The organism is Streptomyces sp. NPDC043176 (assembly GCF_056436715.1).
The window spans coordinates 1-22,367 of record NZ_JBWKCA010000006.1 but is presented as its reverse complement, the minus strand read 5'-3'; the positions used below and the strand labels follow the sequence as shown (position 1 = coordinate 22,367).

The window sequence follows — 22,367 nt, the reverse complement described above, 5'->3', positions numbered from 1 at the left end:
CGCCGTCCGTCGGACGTTCCCGCCCGGCTCGTCCGTCGGACGTTCCCGCCCGGCCTGTCCGGCTGACGTTCCCGTCCGGCCCGTCCGGTCAGGTGGCCCCGTTCGGAGTCGGCCGGCTCCGAACGGGGCGGCTGCGGCTAACTGCGGTACGGGTTGTAGCCGCCGTAGTCCAGGTACTGCGGCGGCGCCCACACCCGGCCCGTGGCCCGCGCCGCGTACGTCAGCGCCGGGGAGGCGACCTCGCGGCGCTGCCACAGGTGGTGGAGCAGCTCCTGCTCGCGGGCCGGGAAGTCGGGTCCTGCCGTGCCGCGCCGGGCCCGGTCCCGGAGGAACGCCAGGGTCGTCGCGAAGGACTCGTACTCGCCGACGGTCCGCGCGGCCGCCGGGCCGTACGTCCGGGCGGCGAACGAGCGGGCCATCTGGCGGGCGCGCATCGAGGAGAGCGCGAGCGGCTCGGCGGGGGACAGCCAGCCGGCCGCCGCGTACGCCGGGAGCTCGCCGGATATCGTGCGCAGCTCGCGCTGCCGGCTCCACACCGCGAGCCAGGTCAGCAGGCCGAAGGCCGGGACCATGATCGCCCCGTACACCGCGTAGAAGGCCCAGGGGCCGCCGAAGGTGGCCGAGCCGTTCCAGGCGGCGTGCAGGCCCATGGCGAGCAGCAGCCCGGCGAGCGGCAGCAGCACCTTCCGGAGCCGCTTGCCGCGCGGGGCGAGCGCGGCGAAGCCGAAGCCGATGCCGGTGAGCACGGTGAAGAGCGGATGCGCGAACGGCGACATCACGACCCGTACGAAGAAGGTGCCGGCGGTCACCATGCCGATGCCGGAGCCGAACTCCTGGTCCTCGCCGAAGGCGTTGCCGAGGTAGAGGATGTTCTCGGTGAAGGCGAAGCCGGTCGCGGTGAAGCCGGCGAAGACGACGCCGTCGACGAGCCCGCCGAAGTGCCGCCGGCGGAAGAGGAAGAGCAGCAGGATCGCGGCGGCCTTCGCGCTCTCCTCCACCACCGGCGCGATGACGGTGGCCCCGAGGTTGTCGGCCGAGTCCGGGTCGGCCGTGGCCGTCGCGATCCAGCGGACCGCGAAGGAGTTCGCCAGGATCGCGACGAGCGCGGCGGCGAAGGCGCCCCAGGCGAAGGCGAAGAGCAGGTTCTTCCAGGGGCCAGGCTCGACCCGGTCGAGCCAGCGGAACGCGGCCATCAGCAGCGGTACGGGCAGCACGGCGAGGCCCAGGCCGACGAGGAAGCCCTGGGTGCCGGTCTGCTCGCGGACCAGGGCCAGGATCACCAGGGCGCAGAGCGCGAGCAGCACCACGACGGCGACGGCCCGGAGCACGCGGCTGCGCCAGAACGCGCGGCGGGGCCGGTAGCGCCACTGCGACCGGTCCGCCGCGGCCGGAAAGGCCGGCTCGTCGGTGTCCCGGTGGGGGACGGGCGCGGCGTTCTCGGGGGACAGGCCGGCGGGGGCCGCGACTCCGCGGAGCCGGCCGGCGGGCGCAGGGTCCTGGGGGGTGCGGCCGACGGGCGCGGTGTCCTCGGGAGACCGGTCGGCGGGGGCGGGATTCGACACGTGAGCGACCCTAACGACCCCCACCGACACCAGGCGACGGGGTTATCCCCGCGGGACCCGCCGGAACAGCAGGTCGTGCACGACGTGACCCTTGTCCAGACCCTGGCCCTCGAAGCGGGTGACCGGCCGGAAGTCGGGCCGGGGGGCGTAGCCGCCGTCCGGCTGGGTGTTCTCGAAGTCGGGGTGCGCGGAGAGGACCTCCAGCATCTGCTCGGCGTACGACTCCCAGTCGGTGGCGCAGTGCAGCACGCCGCCGGGCCTGAGCCGGGTGGCGAGGAGGCTGAGGAACTCGGGCTGGATGAGCCGCCGCTTGTGGTGCCGCGCCTTGGGCCACGGGTCAGGGAAGTAGACCCGGCAGCCGTCGAGGGAGTCCGTCGCGAGCATCTCGCGGAGCAGGATGATCGCGTCGCCGTTGGCGACCCGCACGTTGGTCAGGCCGTTGCGGTCGGCGAGCCCGAGCAGATTGCCCTGGCCGGGCGTGTGCACGTCCACGGCCAGGATTCCGGTGCCCGGGTCGGCCGCCGCCATCTGCGCGGTCGCCTCGCCCATCCCGAAGCCGATCTCCAGGACGACCGGCAGCCCGCCGAACATCTCGCCGAGGTCGAGGACGCTCTTGCCGTCGATGTCCAGGCCCCAGTCGGGCCACCTCTTCAGCATCGCCTCCGCCTGCCCGTACGTGACGCGGCTGCGGCGCGGCTGGAAACTCCGGATCCGCCGCTCGTGGTGCGCCCCGGCCGGGTCGGGCATCGGCCCTTCCCCGGGCGCGAACATCCGGCTTCCCCGCCGTGCGGCGGTCCGGCCGGCCTCGGCGACGGGCTGCGATTCGTTCTCACTCTGCTCAGACACAATGCCCCCAATCCTACGGCGCCCCCACCCCCACGATGCGGTCCGCGCCCACGCCCCACGATGCGGTCCGCGCCCACGCCCCACGATGCGGGCTGCGCCCCTCGCGCCCCACGATGCGGGCTGCGCCCCTCGCGCCCCAAGATGTGGGCTGCGCCCACCTCCACGATGCGGGCTGCCCCGCCCCCACGGGGTGGTGGGCTGCGCCCCTGCCCCCACCGCGCCGGCTGCGCCCCACGGTTGGGCTGCGCCTCCCACCGCGCCGGCTGCGCCCGCCCCCGCCGCGCGGTGCCCGCGCCCCGCGCCGAGTGCTTCGCCCTCGCCCACCCGCCGTGTGGGCAATCGTCCCGCTGGGCGGGACGGGTGGGCACACAGGACGGCGCCCTCTGCCGGGCCCAGGCTTCCGCGCCTGAGCCCGGACCACAGGTGCGGCGCCGTGGTGGGTTGTGCCCACCCGTTCCGCCCTTGCGGAACAGTTGCCCACAACCGGGGTCCTGCCGAGGGCGCGGTCCTCAACCGGGGCCTGCCAAGATGCGGCCCCACCCGGGGTCCTGCCGAGGGCGCGGCCCGCAACCGGGGGCATGGGAGCGGGCGCGGCCCCACCCGGGGTCCCGCCGAGGGCGCGGCCCGCAACCGGGGGCATGGGAGCGGGCGCGGCCCTCAACCGGAGCCTGCCAAGGCCGCGCCCCGCAACCGGAGCCTGCCAAGGCCGCGGCCCTCAACCGGGCCCTCCCAAGGCCGCGGCCCCCACCCGCGGCCCTCCCAAGGACGTGGTCCCGCGACCCGGGCGCGGGGAGGGCGGGGCTCACGGCGGGGTCCTGCCGAGGGGGTGGTCCGGCGGCTAGAGCTGGGCGAGGGCGAGCCCGGCGACCTCGCGGCCGATCGGGAGGGAGGCCGTCGCCGCGGGCGAGGGCGCGTTCAGGACGTGCACCGTGCGCGCCTCCTCGCGGATGAGGAAGTCGTCGACGAGCGTCCCGTCCCGCAGTACCGCCTGCGCCCGTACGCCCGGCGCCGCGCGCCGCAGGTCGGACTCCTCGACGACCGGCAGCAGCCGCCGCACGGCCTCGGTGAAGGCCCGCTTGGAGAGCGAGCGGCGGAGTTCGCCGGCGCCGTAACGCCAGTGGGCGCGGGCGATGGACCAGGAGCCGGGCCAGGCCAGGGTGCCGGCCAGCTCGCGGGGGTGGACGACGGACCAGCCGTATCCCTCGCGGGCGAGTGCCGGTACCGCGTTGGGCCCGATGTGGACGCCGCCGTCGATGCCCCGGGTGAGGTGGACGCCGAGGAAGGGGAAGGCGGGGTCGGGGACGGGATAGACCAGGCCCCGGACGAGGGAGGGGTCGGCGAGCTCGTAGTACTCCCCCCGGAAGGGGACGATCCGCATGCCGGGGTCGTCGCCCGCGAGGCGCGCGATCCGGTCGCAGTGGAGCCCGGCGCAGTTGACGAGGACCCGCGCCCGCACGATCCGGCCGTCCGCCGTGCGGACGGCGACGCCCCAGGGGCGCCGGTCGATCGCGGTGACCTCCGCGCCGCGCAGGACGCGGGCTCCGGAGGCTTCGGCGAGGCGGGCCGACACCGCGCCGTAGTCGCAGATTCCGGTCGTGCCGACGTGGATCGCGGCGAGGCCGCGGACCCGCGGCTCGTACTCGCTGATCTGGGTGGGGCCGAGCTCGCGGACCGGGATGCCGTTCTCCCGGCCGCGCTGGACGAGCGCGTGCAGTCGGGGCAGCTCGTCGCGTGTGGTGGCGACGATGAGCTTCCCGGTCACCTCGTGCGAAATGCCCCATTCGGCGCAGAACTTGACCATTTCGGCCGCGCCCGAGACCGCGAAGCGGGCCTTGAGCGACCCCGGCCGGTAGTAGATCCCGCTGTGGATCACCCCGCTGTTGCGCCCGGTCTGGTGGCGGGCGAGGTCCTGCTCCTTCTCCAGGACCGTGACGCGGGTGCCGGGCGCGGCACGCGTCAGCGCGTACGCCGTCGAGAGACCGACGATTCCGCCGCCGATCACCAGTACGTCGCAGTCAAACACCAGCGCCACCTCCCACCCCCGATAGTGCACTGGCCCACTGACAACGTCGCTAAACGCCCACGTCGTGGGATGCGCGTCACGCCCGGGCGGACCGGCGTGCCCGACCGGCGCGTCACGCCGGGGAGACGAGGAGGGGCCGGGCCAGCTCCCGCAGCTCCACGACCCGCGGCTCGTCCCCGTACGGTTCGAGCCGGTGCAGCAGGTCCCGTACGTACTCCGTGGTCCGCGCCGACGAGATCCGCCCCGCCACCTCCACGGCGAGCGTGCCCGCCGCGCAGGCCGCGTCGAGGTTGCCGGACTCCAGTTCGGCGACGGCGGAGACCACGAGCCGCAGCCCGTGCGAGCGGACGAACTCCTCGGTGGGCCGGGACAGCGCCTGCTCGGTGAAGCGGCGCACCTCGCGGGGCGCCTTCAGGTCCCGGTAGCACTCGGCCGCGTCGGCGCAGAACCGGTCGTACGAGTAGAAGCCGAGCCAGGTCGGGTCGGCGTCGCCCGCCCGGGACCGCTCCAGCCACCCCTCGGCGGACTTGAGCGCGCCGCCGGCGGCGAGCCCGTCGCCGGCCTTGGCGTGCGCGCGTGCCTCGACGAGCCGGAAGAAGGACATGGTGCGGGCGGTGGCGAGGCCCCGGTTGCGTTCGAGGGCGGCCTGGGCGAGGTCGACGCCCTCGTCGGCGAAGCCCCGGTAGGTGGCCTGGAGGGACATGGAGGCGAGGACGTATCCGCCGAGCGGCACGTCGGCGGCGGCGCGGGCGAGCCGCAGCGCCTGGATGTAGTAGCGCTGGGCGGCCTCCTGCTGCCCGGTGTCGAAGGCCATCCAGCCGGCCAGCCGGGTCAGCTCGGCGGTCGCGCCGAACAGGGCCCGGCCGACCTCGTCCGAGTACGAGCCGAGCAGCAGGGGCGCCGCGTCCACGCGTAAGCACTCCGGGACCATGGAGGAACGCCAGTCGCCGCCGCCGTACTTGGAGTCCCAGCGGCGGGCGTCCTCGGCGGCCTCGCGGAGCTTGGCGACGTCGCTGTGCCCCACCCGCGGGTGCTCCGCGGCCGTGGTGCCGGCGGCGCCCGTGCCGGGGCGCGGTGCCTCGCGCTCGACCGAGGGGTCGGCGGGGGTGATCAGCCAGCGCGAGGTCGGGGTCGCGTACGCGCTGACCGCGAAGGAGCCCGCCAGCGACTGCCAGATGCCGCCTCCGCCGGCCCGCCGCCCCGCGAGGTCCAGCCGGTACAGGTCGGTGGCGGAGCGCACCGCCTCGCCCACGTCGCGCGGGAAGGCGAGCCCCACCTCGGGCGCCGGGTCGGCGTCCGCGAGGCCGATCTCGTGCAGCGGCACGGGCCGGCCGAGCTTCTGGCCGATCGCCGCGGCGATCAGGTGCGGGGCGGCGCCCTGCGGCACCATGCCCTTCGACACCCATCGGGCGACCGAGGTCTTGTCGTATCGAAGCGTCAGTCCCCGTTGTGAACCGAGGTCGTTGACGCGCCGGGCGAGCCCGGCGTTGCTGATTCCCGCGAGGGCGAGAACCGTGCCGAGCTTTTCGTTCGGCCCGCGTTGCTCCCTGGACATGACGCCACCCCTCGACAACCCAGACGGCCGCCACGACGCCGGGCATAGGCGGGCGGCATTCGTAAACACAGCGTAGTTCGCCGCATCCCTACCGTTAAGGGGCGGTGTTCCGTATGGCGAGATTGTTGTGTGACCGGCCGTCGGGTCGTCTCGGCGGTCCGGTTCGTGCTCCGGCCGTGTGGCCGTGCGCCCGGCCGTGCGCTCTCGTCCGGCCGGAGGGGGAGCGCTTCCATGAGGAATGCGTGGGTCGGCCCGCTCGGCCGGGAACGGTGTCCCGGACCAGTGGGCTGGGGGACACCGCCGCCCCATTCCCCGCGGGCGGCGGACGGCGCCGGGAGGCGGGAGCGCCTCCCGGGCTGCCGGATGCCCGAGCGGGCCCTTGACGGCCCCGTCGCGTTCCAAACCCGCCGGGGACGGTCGATATTTGGCCGAATGACGCCGGTGGCCCCTCGGCAGCCAACTGGCCCATGCCAGGGGCGCATTCGGCTTTCGCGCGCGTGCGCCCGGACTCCGCCCCGTGCGCCGTTGTCGTGGCAGCATGTCTCCCACCGAAACGGATGTGGAGGCGCCGATGCGATGGCTGGTGGGCTGGAGCAGTGTCGCCGCGCACCTCGCACCGACCGCCGGAGCGCGATCGGGGGCGGTGCACGGCCGGTACGACTCCGACCTCCCCTCCTCCGCCGGATACGGCTCCGACCGGGCGGCCGAGGGGCGCACGGTGCAGCCGGTGGGCGCACAACTCCTGTGGAACGGGCCCGACCCGCTGTGGGCGGTCGGCGACTGGCGGCCCGACGAGGTGCGCGTGGTGGCCGTCGACGACCACACCCGCCTCGCCGTGCTCGGCTGTTGCGCCGCGAGCGACGAGGAGCTCCGCCTCGGCCTGCTCACCGCGCGCGGGGGCGCGCTGAGGCACCTCACCGCATGGTCCGGCAGCTACACGGCCGTGGTCAGGGCCGGCCGCCGCGTCACCGTGACCGGTGACCTGGCGGGCGCCCGGCCGGTGTTCCACACCCCGTGGGCGGGCGGCACCGCCTTCGCCACGGCCGCCCTGCCGCTCGCCGACCTCGTCGAGGCCCAGCTCGACATCGGCCACCTGGCCGCCCTCCTGGCCTGCCCCGAGACCCCGGAGGCGTTGCGCGACTCCACCCCGTACGAGGGGGTACGGCGGGTGCCGCCCGGCCACGCGCTGATCCTGCGGGAGGGGTCACGGGAGATCACCGGGTACGAGCAGGTCGCCTCGCTCGCGGTCGCGGCGCCCGAGTCCGACCCCCGGCAGGCCGTCGAAGGGGTGCGGGACGCCCTCGTCGAGGCCGTACGCGCCCGGCTCACCGCACCCCGCCACGCACCCGAGGTCCCGCTCCCCGACCCCGGCCCGGTCCCTGGCATGGGGCCCGCCGACCGGCGCGCGGCCCGGGGCGCGGGACCGGCCCCCGGCATCGGCGCCGACCTCTCCGGCGGCAGCGCGTCCGGCACCCTCGCCCTCCTCGCGGCCGGCCTCCCCGGGGTGCCGGGCACGGTCATCGGGCACGGCGCGGGGGCGGGGGAGCGGCTGCTCGCGGTCACCTTCAACGACCTGGCCACGCGCGCGGGTTCGGGCCGCGAGGAGGAGCTGAAGCGGGCCAGGGAGCTCGCGGCCGACCCGCGCCTGCACCACGTGGTCGTCGCGGCCGGCGAGGAGGCGCTCCCGTACGCCGCCCTGGACGGGCCGCTCACCGACGAGCCAGGGCCCGCCCTCGTCACGGCAGAGCGGCACCGGCGGCGGCTCGCGGGCGGCAGCGCCGACCACTTCACCGGGATGGGCGCCAAGCAGGTCCTCGACGCGCACCCGGCGCGCCTCGCCGACCTCCTGATGGACCGCAGGCGCCGCTCCCTGGTGCGTCCCGTGACGGCGCTCGCCAAGGCCTCGGGCCCGTCCGCGGGCGCGTTCCTGGTGCCGCTGACCGTCTACCGGGCGGCGCGGAAGCTGGCCCGTACCCCGTACCGCACGGGTCTGGAGACGGCGGCCCGGCGCGTCCTGGAGGCGAACCGCACGGCTCCCGACGGCTTCGGCCCCCTGGAGGCCTCGCTGTCCGCCCTGGCCTGGTCGCGGCCGGGGCCCGCGGCGCGCTGGCTGACGGGGGAGGCACTGGCCGAAGTATCGGTTCGCCTGAACCGGGCGGCGACCCTCCCCGCCTCCGTCCAGCGCCCGGGCGAGGCACGCGCGCGTGCCGCCCTCGTCCGCGCCGCGGCCGACCACCGGGTCCTCGAACAGGCCGCGGAGATCCGCGGCCAGCGGCTGCACGCGCCCTTCCTCGACAACCAGGTCGTCCGGGCCTGCCGCGTGCTCCCCGAATCGCTCCGGGTCCAGCCGGACGCCCGCGCCGGCGTCCTGCGCACGGTCCTGTCCGGCGCCGGCGTCCACGACCTGCCCGCCGGCTGGGGCGCCCCGCATCCCGCCGTGCCCGCCGCGGCCACCCGCGCGGGCCTGCGCGCCGCGCTCCCCGAGCTCCTCGCCCTCTTCGACGCCCCCCTCCTCGCCGACGCCGGCCTCATCGACGCCCGCGTCGTCCGCCGCGCCCTCGGCTCCGCCGCCGACGGCGCCCCCGTCCCCCTCGACGGCCTCGCCGACCTCGTCTCCACCGAACTCTGGCTCCGCCGCCTCCTCGCCCGCCGCGGCTCCTGCTGGACCAGCACCACCGAGCCCCGCGCCCACCGTGCCGTCCAGGGCCCACTGGTCCCGGCCTCCCGCTCCCTCCCGGCGTGAGGCTCCGCCGGGCGGCCGGGACGTCACAGCACGCTCGTTCGAGTGAACGGGCTCCGGCCCCCGTCGCGACGCCCGTCCCAAGCCGAGAGCGTCGCGGCTTCGACGACCGGCAGGAGCGGCCCGCCGCCGACGCCGTCCTCCTCGTGCCGAAGTGACCTTTCTCCTCCTCCGCCACCGCGAGCCGTGACCGCGTCGAGAAGATCCGGGCCTACGCGCGCGGGCCTCCCCATCGACCACGAGGGCCTCCTCCTCGACCGCGAGGCCGGCGAGCCCGTCGTCTGTTCCGGCCCCGGCCCCGGCCCCGGCGACCACGACCACGAGTCCGTCCACAAGCCGGGGACGGTCGTCCCGCTTCCCCACCCCTCGGCTCCGGACCCGACAGCTCGGCGTTCTGACGGCGCCCGGACAAACCCCGAGGCACCCGCGGGTGCCACCGGCCACAATGAGCCGGTGCGGTATCTCATCCTCGGCACCACCGAGGCCCTCCGGCCCGACGGCACCCCCCTCCCCCTCGGCGGCGCCCGGCTGCGCGCGCTCCTCGCGGCCCTCGCGCTGCGCGGCGGACGGGCCGCGTCCGTCACCGAGCTCGCCGACGACGTCTACGGGGACGACCCGCCGCAGGACACCCCCGCCGCGCTCCAGGCCCTGGTCGGCCGCCTCCGCAGGATCCTCGGCAGGGAGGCCGTCGCCTCCACCCCGGGCCCCGGCTACCGGCTCGTCGCCGGCCCCGACGACATCGACCTGTACGTGTTCGAGCGCCGGGTCAGGGACGCGGGCGCACACCTCGACGCGGGCGACCCCGACACCGCGGCCGCCCTCCTCCGGGAGGCCCTCGGCCTCTTCCGGGGTCCCGCACTCGCCGACCTGCCCGACCCGGCGGGCGTCCGCCCCGACGCCCAGCGGCTCGCGGCCCTGCGCCGACGCGTCGAGGCCGACCTCCGCCGGGGCGCGACCGACGGACTCGTCCCGGAACTGTCCGAGCTGACCACCACGTACCCGTACGACGAGGCCTTCCGCGCCCACCTCATCCGCGCCCTGCGCGCCGAGGGCCGCCACGCCGACGCCCTCACCGCGTACGAGTCGGCCCGTCGCACCCTCGCCGACGCCCTCGGAACCGACCCCGGCCCCGAACTCACCGCCCTCCACCACGAACTCCTCACCGGCACGGCCCCGACCCGTACGGCCCCCGACCCGACGCCCCACGCCCCCGGCCCGGCCCGTACGGCCTCTGCCCCGGCTCGTACGCCCTCCACCGCGGCCCCTAGGAACCCGGTCGTCACAGCCGCCTCGGACCCGACCGCCACCGCCACCTCGGACCCAGCCGCCACCGCCACCTCGGACCCGGTCGTCACACCCGTCTCGGATCCCGCCGTCTCGGATCCCGCCGTCTCGGACCCGGCCTTCTCGGCTCCGGCCCCGAACCAGACCCCCACCGCCCCACCCGCCCCCGCCCCCGCTCCACCCGCCACTGCCCCACCCGCCACTGCCCCACTCGCCCCCGTCCCGGCCGCCCCCGCCCCCCACGCTCAGGGCAACATCCGCCCCCGCCTCACCTCCTTCGTCGGGCGCGAGCCCGAACTGGCCGCCCTCGACGCGGACCTGGGCCGCTCACGACTGGTGACCCTCACCGGGCCCGGCGGGTCGGGCAAGACGCGGCTCGCGGAGGAGGCCGCGCTGCGGGCCGCGGGGCCCGAGGCGTGGATCGCGGAACTGGCTCCGCTGGACGATCCGGAGGCACTGCCCGGCGCGGTGCTCTCCGCGCTGCGGCTGCGGGAGATCAACCTGACGCGCGACGGCGTGCCGCTCCAGGACGATCCGGCCGCCCACCTGGTGGAGCACCTGGCCCGCCGCCCCCTGCTCCTCGTCCTCGACAACTGCGAGCACGTCATCGACGCGGCCGCCGCCCTCGCCGAGACCCTGCTCACGCACTGCCCCCGGCTCCGGATCCTGGCCACCAGCCGCGAACCGCTCGGGGTGCCCGGCGAGTCGGTCCGCCCGGTCGAGCCGCTGCCGCCCGACCCGGCCCACCGGCTGTTCGCCGAGCGGGCCCGCGCGGTGCGCCCGTCCTTCGACCCGGCCCGGGACGGCGGCGCGGTGGACGAGATCTGCCGCCGCCTCGACGGCCTGCCGCTCGCCATCGAACTGGCCGCCGCCCGCCTCAGGCTGCTCACCCCGCGCCAGATCGCCGAGCGCCTCGACGACCGGTTCCGCCTGCTCACCTCCGGCTCCCGCACCGTCCTGCCCCGCCAGCAGACCCTCCGCGCCGTCGTCGACTGGTCCTGGGACCTGCTCGACCCGGACGAGCGCACCCTGCTCCGCCGGCTCTCGGTCTTCGTCGGCGGCTGGGACCTGGCCGCCGCGGAGGCGCTGTCGCCGAGCGCCGCCGACTCGCTGGGCGCGCTCGTCGACAAGTCGCTGGTCGTCGCCACGCCCGTCGACGGCGGTGAGATGCGCTACCGCCTCCTGGAGACCATCCACGAGTACGCCTCCGAGCGCGCCGCCGAGACCCCCGGCCTCCTCGCCGAGGCCGAGGCCGTCCACACCGCCCATTTCACGGCGTTCGCCGAGACCGCCGAGCCCAGGCTGCGTTCCGGGGAGCAGCTGCCCTGGATCGAGCGGATCGAGCGGGACCTCGACAACATCAGGGCCGCGTTCCACCGGGTCCTCGTCACCGCCCCCGACGAGGCCGCGGCCCACCGCCTCGTCTTCGCCATGGGCTGGTTCTGGTGGTTGCGCAACTACCGGCCCGAAGGGCTGTCCTGGGTCGAGCGCGCGGTCGCGCTCGGCGAGGACCCGGAGGACCCGGCCGACCCCCGGTACTGGCCGCGCATGCACCTGCGGATGCTGCACTTCTTCCTCGCCGTCGAGAACCACGCCGCCGCCGAGTTCCGCGACGACCCGGAGGTGTTCGACCTGGTGCGGCGGGTGCGGTCCGCGTTCGGCACGGACCTCGGCCCGCAGAGCGCCCGCTTCCCCGGTCTGCTCTGGCCGTTCACCGCGTACCTCACCGAGGATCCGGCGACGATCCGCGCCATGCTCGACGCCGCCGTCGACAACTGCCGTCGGCACGGCGGCGACTGGGAGGTCGGCGTCACCCTGATGTTCCGCACGCACATGGTCGTCGACATGCCCGGCGACATGCCCGGCGTCGACGAGGACCTGGCCGAGCTCCGGGACCTGGCCCGCCGGGTCGGCGACCGCTGGATGGGGGCGCAGATCGCGAGCGCCGCGGCCGAGGCGCACATGATGCGCGGCCGCCACGAGGAGGCGGGAGCGGCGTACGAGGAGGCCCTCGGTCTCGCCCGCGAGGTCGGTGCCCACGCCGAGAGCCCCTTCCTCCTCGCCCGCCTCGCCGAACTCTTCTACCACCGCGGTGACATGGAGGCCGCGCTGAAGGGCCTCGCGGAGGCCGAGGCGGAGGCCGAGCGCTACCACGTGCACGACACCCGGACGTTCGTCGGCTTCCTGCGCGCGGCCATCGCACTCCACGAGGGCGACGTGGCGACGGCCCGGGTCCTGCTGGAGGAGGCCGGCCGGCTCGTCACCGCCGGGACCCCGCCGCCGCACTTCTCGGCCGCGGTGACCGGTCTCACCGCCCTCGTCGAGGCCCACGAGGGCAAGAGCGCCGAAGCCGTGGCCCACGCGGTGTCCGCGCTGCGCGCCGCCCGGGACGGCCAGTGCGCGACCCTCGTCCACGCGGCGCTCGGCGAGGGGCTCGCGCTCATCCTGGCGGAGGTGGGCGAACCGGCCCTCGCCGTGACCGTCCTGGCCGCCGTCGACGTGTGGCGCGGCGACATACCTCGCTCGGTCCCGCAGCGCCGGGACGCCGAGGCGGTGACGGCGAAGGCGCTCGCCGCGTTCGGCGAGCCCGGCCTCGCCGCCGCCCGTGCGGCGGGCGAGGGACTCGACGTCGACGCCGTCCTGTCCCTCGTCGGGTCCCGGACGGGTGCCGACGAGGGAGCGGCCGGTCAGGACGGGGTCAGGAGCAGCTGATCCGGGAGTCCGCCCAGTCGGCGACGGCCGCCCGTCCGAACGGCGTGTGTTCCTCGACGACGAGCCGGAGGGTGCTGCGGCCGGTGATGTCCACGTGTACCGGAAGCGGCGGGTCGCCCGCCCGGACGACGTCGGAGCGCCAGAGCCGCTCGTCGTCGCCGTAGACGGAGAAGCGGACGCCGCCGACGCCGAGCAGGGCGCTCAGGTCGTCGACGCCGACGACCGCGTCGTAGGCGGTGCACTGCCGGTTCAGGTCGACGAGCAGCGAGGACGGCGCGTGGACGCTGACGCCGTGCGCGTACGGGGTGCCGCCGATGAAGAGGTTGCTCCGCTGCCACATCCAGCTGCTGTCCGACAGGGACACCTCGGGCTTGGTGCCGTCGCCGAAGATCCCGTACTGCAGCTCGCTGATCCGGTAGACGGCCGGCGCCGCGGGCGGCTTCGGCGCCGGCTTGGGCGAAGGCTTCTCGGCGGTCGGCGTCGGCGCCGGCGTCGGCGTCGTCTTCGGGCTGGGCGGTGGGGGCTTCGGCGCCGGAGTGGGCGTCGGCGCGGGCTTCTCGGGAGTCGGCGCCGGGCTCGGCGTCGGGCCCGGCGCCGGCGGCTCGGACCGTACGGGCGGAGGCGGCGGTACCGGCTTGGGCGTCGGCTTCGGCGGCGGCGCGGGCTCCGACGGCACGATCGGGGTGACGGCCGGCGGCGCGGGCTTGGGCGCGGCCACCGGCTGGGGGTCCCCGGCCATGGCCCAGACGAGGCCGGCGGCCGCGGCCACCGCTATGGCGGCGGCGATGCCGGCCTTCGCGGGCGCGCCGAGGCCCTCGGCGGCGGCCCCGCCGGAGGCCGCGCCGCCGGAGGAACCGGCCGCCGCGGCCGCGGCGCCCGCTCCCGCCGCGGCGGCGGTGCCACCGGCGACGACCCCGGCCGCCTTGAGGGAGTAACCGGCGGCGAACCAGCCGATGACGGCGATCGGCAGCAGTGCGGGGATCCCGGCGTTGACGTGGGCGAGTTCACCGGCGGCGAGCCGGCACTTGGCGCATTCCTCCAGGTGCTTGCGGAGGCCGCGCTCGGCCCGCATCCGCAGCCCGCCGCGCGCGTAGGCGCCGAGCCGGTCCGCGTAGCGGGCGCAGTCGCCGCCGGCGGTCAGCGACTGGCTGACGTGGGCCTGGAGGTACGCCTGCTTGAGCCCCTCGCGGGCCCGGCTGGCGAGGACGGCCGTGGCGTTGGCGGTGAGGCCGAACAGCGGGGCGACGTCGCTGGGGGACTCCTCCTCGACGGTGGTGTGCCACAGCACGGCCTGCCAGCGCTCGGGCAGCGACCGGAAGGCCTGCATGGCGAGCGACTGCTCGGCCTCGTGCATGGCGCGGACGTCCGCGCCGAGGTCCAGCGTGTCCTGGTCGGAGACGTCGGAGGAGCGGGACGCCTCCGCCGCGAACACGGCGAAGTCCTCCACGAGGTGTTCGCGCTTCTGGGTCCTGGCCCAGTTCGCCGCGACCCGCCGGACGGTGGTCATGAGGTAGGCGCGCACGGCCTGTTCGGGTCCGGCCCCGCCGCGGACGGCCTGCAGGGTGCGGGCGAACACCTCGGCCGTCAGGTCGTCGGCGGTGTGCGCGTCCCGGCAGCAGGTCCTGGCGTACCGCCGCACGGCGTCGGAGTGGCGGCGGAACAGCTCCTCGTACGCCGAACCGTCGCCGTCCCGCATGAGCTGGACGAGTTCGGAGTCGGACGGCGGCAGCGCGACGGGCGGCGGCAGCACGCCCTCGGACTCGTCCTCGCCGTCCGCGTGGGCGGCGTCAGGAGCGTCGGGGTACTCGGCTCCGACCCCCGCACGCCCGGCGAACCCCCCGGCCCCGGAGGACTTGCCTTCCCGCTGCTGCGGAACACTCGCGTCGGCGTGACCGACGGGACCGACGGGACCGACGGGACCGACGGGACCGACGTGACCGACGGGATCAAGGTCCTCGACGTGGTCCGCGTGATCGAGGTGTGCGGCATGGTCGACGTGGTCGACGTGGCCAACGTGGTCGACGTGCGCGGTCCGGTCGAACGGTTCGGCAGGTCCCGGCGGAGCCACCGCGCCGCCCTGCCCGGGCACACTCGCCGAGCCGACCGCATGGGCTCCGCCCGGCGCGCCGGAGAGGCCGCCGGGGCCGCCCTGGCTCGGCACCTGTCGCGGGGGCGGGCCTCCGGGCTCCGTGCCACCACCGTCGCCCAGCGGTTCGTCCCGACCGTCACCGCTCATCGCGGAAGCCCCCGTACACACGCCCAGACCCGAATACCGGCCCAGCCTGCCACAGCGCGCGGGCACGCCGAAGCGCCGCGTCCACTTACCACTCGTCCGGGGAGACTTCCCGTATCCGGGCGTAACCGCTCACACGTTCGTGTCATGCTCGTTGGTCCGCCCGGACCACGGAACAGCCGTCTCCCGCCTGGACGTACGACGTACCAGGAGCCCGCGGGAGCCACCCGGAGTCGGCGGCGGTCACCGAAAGCCTGCCGGGATCACCGGAGCCCGCGACGGTCACCGAAAGCCTGTCGGAATCACCCGGAGCCCGCGGCAGTCACCGAAAACCTGCCGGAATCACCCGGAGCCCGCGGCAGTCACCGAAAACCTGCCGGAATCACCCCGAGCCCACGACGGTCACCGAAAATCTCCGGGAGTCACCGAAAATCTCCGGGAGTTACGCCGGAGTCGCCGGGAGCCCCCAGGAGTTACGCGGAGCCCCCCGGAGTCACCGGGAGCGCAGGCCCTCGAGCAGGATGTCCAGGAGCCGCGCGGAGGCCGCCGCCTGCTGCACCGCGTCCGGGAGCGCCGGGGCGGCCGTCGCGATGACGAGGAGCACGTCCGCCACGGTCACGTCCGTCCGCAGCTCACCCGCCTCACGCGCCCGGTCGACGAGCCGGCCGACGACCTCGAGCAGCTCGGCCGCCCCCGCGTCGTCCCGCTCCTCCGCCGGCACACCGCGCGGCGCGACCACGCGCGCGTCGGCCTGCTCGGCGACACCCCGCTGGTACGGCACCCGGGCCGCGTCGTCACCGTCGTCGCCGACGGGCAGCACCACGGGCTCGTCCACACCGACCCGCAGCACCTGCGGCGGCAGGAGACGGCCCGCACCCGAGGCCACGGAGGTCCGCAGGAACCGGGAGAGCGCCGACCACGGCTCCTCCTCCTGGCCCAGCGCGGCCCGCGCCTGCTCGGTCAGCCGGGCGGTCTCCTCCTCGGCTATCCGCCGCACCAGCACGTCCTTGCTGGGGAAACGGCGGTAGACCGTGCCGACCCCGACCCGGGCGCGGCGAGCCACGTCCTCCATCGGAGCCCCGTAGCCGAGCTCGCCGAACACCTCGCGCGCGGCCCGGAGGACGTGCTCCAGATTGCGCTGGGCGTCCACCCGCAGCGGCGCGGACCTGCCGCCGGGCGTCACCGTTCCGTTGCGCGACTCGGAGGCAGCGCCCCCCGAACCGTGGCCGTCCTCGACGATCGCCGTCCCGGCGCCCGACGACCATCGCGAATCCTGAATCTGCATAAGCGTTCCCCCGCTCATGATGTCTCCCCCCGGAGACTTCCCCGCCCTGACACGGGGTTTCCGGTCGACCAGCGCTCAGGTCCACGCGCTTCGATCCGACACCCCGACGAAGTACGAACATAGTTGAGTCGGGGTCAATTCAGAAGGGGAAGTTCCGTACGGTGCGCCCCCCGATCGGAGCAAGGCCCGGAAGACTCCCGATTCCGACCCACTCGCTGACCTGCTCCACCCGCTGTGACCTGCGTCGATGCCGTCGCACGCGCATCACGCGCCACCCCGCGCCTCCGTACCCCTCCGGTCACACAATTTGCCGAGCCTGTGGACAAACCACGGACGGGGGTGCGTCATGGGACAGTGACCGAACCTGCGCGCATTCTCGTGGTCGGCGGTGGCTACGTCGGCATGTACACCGCGCTGCGCCTCCAGCGGCAGCTCAGGGCCGAGCTCAGAGCCCGCGCCGCCGAGATCGTCGTGGTCACCCCCGAGCCGTACATGACGTACCAGCCGTTCCTGCCCGAGGCCGCGGCCGGCTCCATCTCCCCGCGCCACGTCGTCGTGCCGCTGCGCCGGGTCCTGGACCAGTGCCGCATCGTCATCGGCGAGGTCAGGTCCGTCGACCACGCCAAGCGCACCGCGACCCTCTCCACCCTCGCCACCGAGGAGGAGGGCACCGGCGCCACCGAGCTCTCCTACGACGAACTCGTCATCGCGCCGGGCTCCGTCTCCCGCACCCTCCCGGTCCCCGGCCTCGCCGACCACGGCATCGGCTTCAAGACCGTGGAGGAGGCCATCGGCCTGCGCAACCACGTCATCGAGCAGATGGACATTGCCTCCTCCACCCGCGACCCCGCGATCCGCGACGCCGCCCTCACCTTCGTCTTCGTCGGCGGCGGCTACGCGGGCGTGGAGGCCCTCGCCGAGCTCGAGGACATGGCCCGCTACACCGCGCGGTACTACCACAACATCAAGCCCGAGGACCTGCGCTGGGTCCTCGTCGAGGCCTCGGACCGGATCCTCCCCGAGGTCGGCGCGGAGATGGGCCGGTACGCCGTCCGCGAGCTGCGCGGCCGCAACATCGACGTACGCCTGGAGACCCGCCTCGACTCCTGCGAGGACCGGGTCGCCGTCCTCAGCGACGGCACCCGCCTGCCCACCCGCACCGTCGTCTGGACGGCCGGCGTCAAACCCGCCCCCGTCCTCGCCGCCACTGACCTGCCGCTGAACGAACGCGGCCGGCTCCGCTGCACCGCCCGCCTCACGGTCGACGGCGTCGAGAACGCCTGGGCCGCCGGCGACGCCGCCGCCGTACCGGACGTCACCTCACAGGAGCCCGGCAGGGAGTGCGCGCCGAACGCCCAGCACGCCGTCCGCCAGGCCAAGGTCCTCGCCGAGAACATCGCCGCCTCCCTGCGGGGACAACCGCTCAAGGAGTACGCGCACGCGTACGCCGGCTCCGTCGCCTCCCTCGGCCTCCACAAAGGCGTCGCCCACGTGTACGGCCGCAAGCTCAAGGGATATCCGGCCTGGTTCATGCACCGCGCCTACCACCTCAGCAGGGTCCCCACCTTCAACCGCAAGGCGCGGGTCCTCGCCGAATGGACCCTGTCCGGCCTGTTCAAACGGGAGATCGTCTCCCTCGGCTCGCTGGAACACCCCCGCGCCGAATTCGAACTCGCCGCCACCCCACCACCCGACCCCGGCGACAAGCCGTCGTCCTGACATCACTGTCAGTGCACTCGTCCACACTGGACGTGTGACCATAGGTGGGCTCACACCTGCACAGCGTGACTCTGCACGGCACCGACACCACGAGGCATACGAATCCGTGAACTTCACCCGTTGGAGCGCCCGGCTCCCCGGCACGCAGCGCCGCGCGGCGCGGGGGACCGAAGGCTCCGTGCCCGCAGCCCGCGGTGAGTACGGGCAGCAGCTGGAGCAACTCACCGACGCCGCCGCCGACGCCGCGGAGCCCGTCGACGTCCCCGCCCTGGAGGACTTCTCCGTACGGGAGCTCCTCGGCCGCCTCCCCGGCCTGGTCGCGCTCGTGTACGGCCCGGAGCACCGCATCGCGTACGTGAACGACGCCTACGCGGCCGCGTTCGGCCCCCGCCCCGCCGGAGCGACCGTCGCCGCCACCTGCCCGGAGGCCGAGGACCTCGGCCTGCTCCCGCTCATGGACCAGGTCCTGCGCAGCGGCAAGCCCCGCACGGTGAAGGCCCGCCGCACCCAGGACGGCGGGTCGTACACGGTCACCTGCCTGCCCGTGGACAGCCCCCGGCTCGACGGCGGCGGCGTCCTCGTCCACGCCGCCGACGTCACCGACCACGCCGAGGCCGCCGAGCGGCTGCGGGCCAGCGAGCGCCGCCACCGGGAGACCGCCGTCACCCTCCAGCGCTCCCTGCTCCCGCAGGAGCTCGAGCAGCCCGACGACCTCCGGATCGCCGCCACCTACCAGCCCGGCGTCGCGGACGCGGCCGTCGGCGGCGACTGGTACGACGTGATCACCCTCGGCGCCGGCCGCACCGCCCTCGTCATCGGCGACGTGATGGGCCGGGGCGTGCGCGCCGCCGCCGTCATGGGCCAGCTCCGCACCGCCGTCCGGGCCTACGCCCGCCTGGACCTGCCCCCGCACGAGGTGCTCCAGCTCCTCGACGGCCTCGCCGCCGAGATCGACGCCAGCCAGATCGCCACCTGTGTCTACGCGATCCACGACCCGAGCGAGGGCAAGCTCGTCTACGCCTCCGCAGGCCACCTCCCGATCCTCGTACGAGACGAGGACGGCACCGTCCGCTGCGCCGAGGGCCCGACGGGCCCGCCGCTCGGCACCGGAGGCTGGCTGCACGCCTCGGGGTCCATCGCCCTGCCGCCCGGCTCCACCGCCGTCCTCTACACCGACGGCCTGGTCGAGCGCCGCCGGGAGGACATCGACGAAGGCGTCGCCGCCCTGGCCCGCGCCCTCTCCGGTGCCAGCGGCACCCCGCAGGTCGTCTGCGACCGGCTCCTGCGTTCCCTGGGCGTCACCGCTGAGCACGACGACGACGTGGCCGTCCTCGTCGTCCAGCACCCCTCCCGCGCCGGATCCGACGCCGAGCTCTTCCACAACGCCGCCCTGGAACTCCTCGGCGGCGTGGAAGCCGCCCCCCGCGCGCGTGCCTTCGCCTCCGGCGTCCTGTCGAGCTGGCGCTTCCCCGTCGAACTGCGGGACCTCGGCGTCCTCGCCACCAGCGAGCTCGTCGCGAACTCCCTCCAGCACGGCACCCCGCCCATGCGGCTGCGGCTGCGCCGCACCGACCGCCGGCTGATCATCGAGGTCACCGACGGGGACGACCACCTCCCGCGCCGCCGCAGGGCGGAAACGGAGGACGAGGCGGGTCGCGGGATCTCCATCATCGCGACGATCGCCTCGTCCTGGGGAAGCCGCCGCACACCGGGCGGCGGCAAAGCGGTCTGGTGCGAGTTCGCCCTGCCCGACCGGGTGACGCGGGCGGCCGAGCTCTAGACGGCCGAGCTCCGGACGGCCGCCTCGGCCTTCGGGTCCGGCTGGTGCCGGGCCACGACCTTCGAGGGCCTGCCGGCGAGCGAGGGCTGGTTCTGCTCGGGGGTCAGCTGCCTGCCCAGCCGGACGGCCAGGAACGTGATGCCGAGCGAGAACAGCACGAACGTCACGATGTACGGACCGTGCAGCGCCGCCCCCATGGGCCCGCCCACGGCCGGACCGACGGCCAGCGCCAGCTGCTTGACCAGCGCGAAGGCCGAGTTGTACTGCCCGACCATCGACTCCGGCGCCAGATCGGCCACCAGCGGCGCCACGGTCGGCGACAGCATCGCCTCACCGAGCCCGAACAGTGCGTACGTGGAGACGAACGCCGCCGTCGCCATCGCCTGGCTGCCGTGCCCGAGCCCCGCGTACCCGGCGATGAGCCATGCCACGGTCCAGATCAGGCCCACGGCCGCGATCACCCGGGTCCGCCTGCGGCGCTCGACGAACTTCAGCACCAGGAACTGCGCGGCCACGATCACCGCCGTGTTCGCGGCCAGCGCGATGCCGAGCGTCGACGGCTGGATGCCGGCGGCCTCGGTGCCGTACGCGGCGAGACCCGACTCGAACTGTCCGTAGCAGGCGAAGAAGAGGACGAAGCCGAGGACGCACAGCTGCACCATCGCCTTGTGCCCGAGCAGCGCCCGCACACCGCCGCCCTTGCCGCCCTCGGAGGGACGCGCACCCTGGAACGCCGGCGAACCGGGCATCCGCACGGTCCCGACGACCGCCGCCAGGACGAGGAACATCGCCGCCTCGATCGAGAACAGCAGGATGAAGCTGCCCGGACGGGTCGTGTCGACCAGCAGGCCGCCGATCAGACCACCGACACCGAGCCCCAGGTTCTGCAGGAAGAACTGCATGGCGAAGGCCCGGGTCCGGCCCACGGGCGTCGAGCACCAGACGATCATCGTCGCCAGCGCCGGCTGGAGCACCGCCGTACCGGCGCCCAGCAGCGCCGCGGCACCCACGGCCGCCGGCACGCTCGACGCGAAGCCCATCCCCACCGCACCCACGGCGGCCACCACCGAAGCCACCATCAGCACGGGCACCGGCCCGCGCCGGTCGATGGCCCGCCCGCTGAAGGGGAGGACCACCAGTGCGGCCATGGCGAAGACCGCCAGGACGATGCCCGCCGTCGCCGCGCCCAGATCCCGCACCTGGGCGACGTACACATAGAGGTACGGCACCGTGAAGCCGAGTCCGAACGCGCTCAGCGCGCTGCCTGCCTGAATCCGGCGCATCGCGCCCCTCGCCTCGGTCACACTCACCCACTTCGGTCACAGGTTCAGAGGTGTAGCCCTGAACCTTGAAGACTTCAATACTAAAGTTAACGGCTTAACAGTACACACCGAAGGACTTCAACGCCAACGAGGCCCGTGGGATACTCGCCGCATGTCCGACACCACGGAGCGGTCCGGCCAGCAGGCCCCGCAGGAGCCGAGCCTCGACGAGCAGATCGCCGCCTATCAGCGCGAGTTCCGCGACCTCGACCCCCAGGTCGAGAAGGTCGTATCGGCCCTCGGCCGACTGAACCGCCGCATGAACGTGGCGTACGGCCGCCAGCTGGCGGACCTCGGCATCAGCAACGCCGAGTGGGAGGTCCTCAAGACCCTCGTCCTCGCCGGCGAGCCCTACCGGCTCGGTCCCGGCGAACTGGCCAAGCGCCTCGGCCTCACCCCGGCCGCGATGACCCACCGCATCGACCGCATGGCGGGAGAAGGCCTGGTCACCCGCGACCGCGACGAGAACAACCGCGTCCGCGTGATCGTCGAGCTCACCGACGAGGGCCGCTCCAAGTGGCTGGAGGCCATGCGCATGGCCACCGCCTTCGAGGAGGACCTCCTCCAGGACCTCGGCACCGAGGAACGCGGCGCCCTCGGCGAGGCCCTCATCCGCCTCCTCCGCCGCGTGGAGCTCACCCAGCCCGACGCCGGCGGCCGCCTGAAGGACCTCGACTGACCCTCCAGACCGGAGGTTGACACGCCCCCACTGGATGCGTAGTGTTCTCCGAGTTGTCGCCGAGCCGGAACGGTTCTTCGGCAACCACTCCCGCCGCTGATGCGGCACCTCTTACTCCGCACGATCTCCCCACCGGGATGAATTTCGGCATGCCGAAATTCATTTCGAAAGACTCGATTATGAGCCGTCCGGGAAATCCGCTAGAGTTTGAGACGTCGGAACGGCCCAACAGCCGCAAAGACAAAACCCGCTGACTGGGAATCAGACACCGAAAGGATCTGGTAGAGTCGGAACCGCCGAAAGGCCCCCGGCGCGAAAGCGGAAACGGGGACCGGAAAGCACCGAGGAAATCGGATCGGAAAGATCTGATAGAGTCGGAAACGAAGGAAGCGCCCGGAGGAAAACCCGCGAGGGTGAGTACGAAGGAAGCGTCCGTTCCTTGAGAACTCAACAGCGTGCCAAAAATCAACGCCAGATTAGTTGATACCCCGTCCATCTTCGGATGGCGAGGTTCCTTTGAAAGTCCCGCCGGCCCTCGTGGCTGGTGGGCAACATACACAGCGAGGACGCTGTGGACAGTCGGCCCTATTCCGGCCTGACTGTCCCGCTCAACGCGAGTGTCACACC

General features: G+C 74.5%; 12 protein-coding genes. 5 read left to right on the top strand and 7 right to left on the bottom strand.

The genetic code is table 11. The features are described 5' to 3' along the window. Nucleotides 1-137: 137 nt before the first annotated feature. The 4 genes from AC067A_RS11440 to AC067A_RS11425 all read right to left on the bottom strand — a co-directional run bounded on the left by AC067A_RS11440 (nt 138) and on the right by AC067A_RS11425 (nt 5,986). Nucleotides 138-1,562, bottom strand: a complete 1,425-nt coding sequence (locus AC067A_RS11440) for a PrsW family intramembrane metalloprotease (RefSeq protein WP_478617854.1) — start codon at nt 1,560-1,562, stop codon at nt 138-140. 42 nt (nt 1,563-1,604) lie between these two features. After that, nucleotides 1,605-2,333 (bottom strand): tRNA (guanosine(46)-N7)-methyltransferase TrmB, encoded by a 729-nt coding sequence (gene trmB, locus AC067A_RS11435; RefSeq protein ID WP_478618759.1) that lies wholly within the window; start codon nt 2,331-2,333, stop codon nt 1,605-1,607. A 913-nt stretch (nt 2,334-3,246) separates the two neighbouring features. Continuing rightward, the gene (lhgO, locus tag AC067A_RS11430) at nt 3,247-4,431 is read right to left on the bottom strand and encodes an L-2-hydroxyglutarate oxidase (RefSeq protein WP_478617851.1); all 1,185 of its coding nucleotides are present in this window, start codon (nt 4,429-4,431) and stop codon (nt 3,247-3,249) included. A 112-nt stretch (nt 4,432-4,543) separates the two neighbouring features. Then, complete coding sequence (locus tag AC067A_RS11425; RefSeq protein WP_478617849.1) at nt 4,544-5,986, bottom strand: MFS transporter; 1,443 nt, start codon at nt 5,984-5,986, stop codon at nt 4,544-4,546. Between the two features lie 571 nt (nt 5,987-6,557). On the opposite strand from AC067A_RS11425, the gene AC067A_RS11420 reads away from it, so the two are divergent. After that, entirely contained in the window at nt 6,558-8,729 is a 2,172-nt protein-coding gene (locus AC067A_RS11420) for an asparagine synthase-related protein (RefSeq protein ID WP_478618756.1), read from the top strand. 450 nt (nt 8,730-9,179) lie between these two features. After that, complete coding sequence (locus AC067A_RS11415) at nt 9,180-12,722, top strand: AfsR/SARP family transcriptional regulator (RefSeq protein ID WP_478617847.1); 3,543 nt, start codon at nt 9,180-9,182, stop codon at nt 12,720-12,722. On the opposite strand, the gene AC067A_RS11410 is transcribed toward AC067A_RS11415, so the two are convergent. Both AC067A_RS11410 and AC067A_RS11405 read right to left on the bottom strand, forming a co-directional pair. Next, entirely contained in the window at nt 12,709-14,958 is a 2,250-nt protein-coding gene (locus tag AC067A_RS11410; RefSeq protein ID WP_478617844.1) for a sigma-70 family RNA polymerase sigma factor, read from the bottom strand. The genes AC067A_RS11415 and AC067A_RS11410 overlap by 14 nt on opposite strands. 490 nt (nt 14,959-15,448) lie before the next feature. Next, entirely contained in the window at nt 15,449-16,240 is a 792-nt protein-coding gene (locus AC067A_RS11405) for a TetR/AcrR family transcriptional regulator (protein ID WP_478617841.1), read from the bottom strand. Between the two features lie 354 nt (nt 16,241-16,594). Between AC067A_RS11405 and AC067A_RS11400 the strand changes: the two genes are divergently transcribed. Both AC067A_RS11400 and AC067A_RS11395 read left to right on the top strand, forming a co-directional pair. Further along, entirely contained in the window at nt 16,595-17,959 is a 1,365-nt protein-coding gene (locus AC067A_RS11400) for an NAD(P)/FAD-dependent oxidoreductase (RefSeq protein WP_478617837.1), read from the top strand. A 106-nt stretch (nt 17,960-18,065) separates the two neighbouring features. Beyond that, a complete protein-coding gene (locus AC067A_RS11395) occupies nt 18,066-19,739 on the top strand; it encodes an ATP-binding SpoIIE family protein phosphatase (RefSeq protein ID WP_478617834.1) in 1,674 nt (557 codons plus the stop codon). On the opposite strand, the gene AC067A_RS11390 is transcribed toward AC067A_RS11395, so the two are convergent. Then, a complete protein-coding gene (locus AC067A_RS11390) occupies nt 19,736-21,022 on the bottom strand; it encodes an MFS transporter (RefSeq protein ID WP_478618754.1) in 1,287 nt (428 codons plus the stop codon). The genes AC067A_RS11395 and AC067A_RS11390 overlap by 4 nt on opposite strands. 151 nt (nt 21,023-21,173) lie before the next feature. On the opposite strand from AC067A_RS11390, the gene AC067A_RS11385 reads away from it, so the two are divergent. Beyond that, nucleotides 21,174-21,740, top strand: a complete 567-nt coding sequence (locus tag AC067A_RS11385; protein ID WP_478617831.1) for a MarR family winged helix-turn-helix transcriptional regulator — start codon at nt 21,174-21,176, stop codon at nt 21,738-21,740. Nucleotides 21,741-22,367 lie beyond the last annotated feature (627 nt).

Coding starts and splice junctions, on each gene's coding strand:
- AC067A_RS11425 (WP_478617849.1), bottom strand. CDS start 5,986: ATGTCCAGGGAGCAACGCGGGCCGAACGAAAAGCTCGGCACGGTTCTC.
- AC067A_RS11385 (WP_478617831.1), top strand. CDS start 21,174: ATGTCCGACACCACGGAGCGGTCCGGCCAGCAGGCCCCGCAGGAGCCG.
- AC067A_RS11420 (WP_478618756.1), top strand. CDS start 6,558: ATGCGATGGCTGGTGGGCTGGAGCAGTGTCGCCGCGCACCTCGCACCG.
- AC067A_RS11390 (WP_478618754.1), bottom strand. CDS start 21,022: ATGCGCCGGATTCAGGCAGGCAGCGCGCTGAGCGCGTTCGGACTCGGC.
- AC067A_RS11410 (WP_478617844.1), bottom strand. CDS start 14,958: ATGAGCGGTGACGGTCGGGACGAACCGCTGGGCGACGGTGGTGGCACG.
- trmB (WP_478618759.1), bottom strand. CDS start 2,333: ATGTTCGCGCCCGGGGAAGGGCCGATGCCCGACCCGGCCGGGGCGCAC.
- AC067A_RS11405 (WP_478617841.1), bottom strand. CDS start 16,240: ATGCAGATTCAGGATTCGCGATGGTCGTCGGGCGCCGGGACGGCGATC.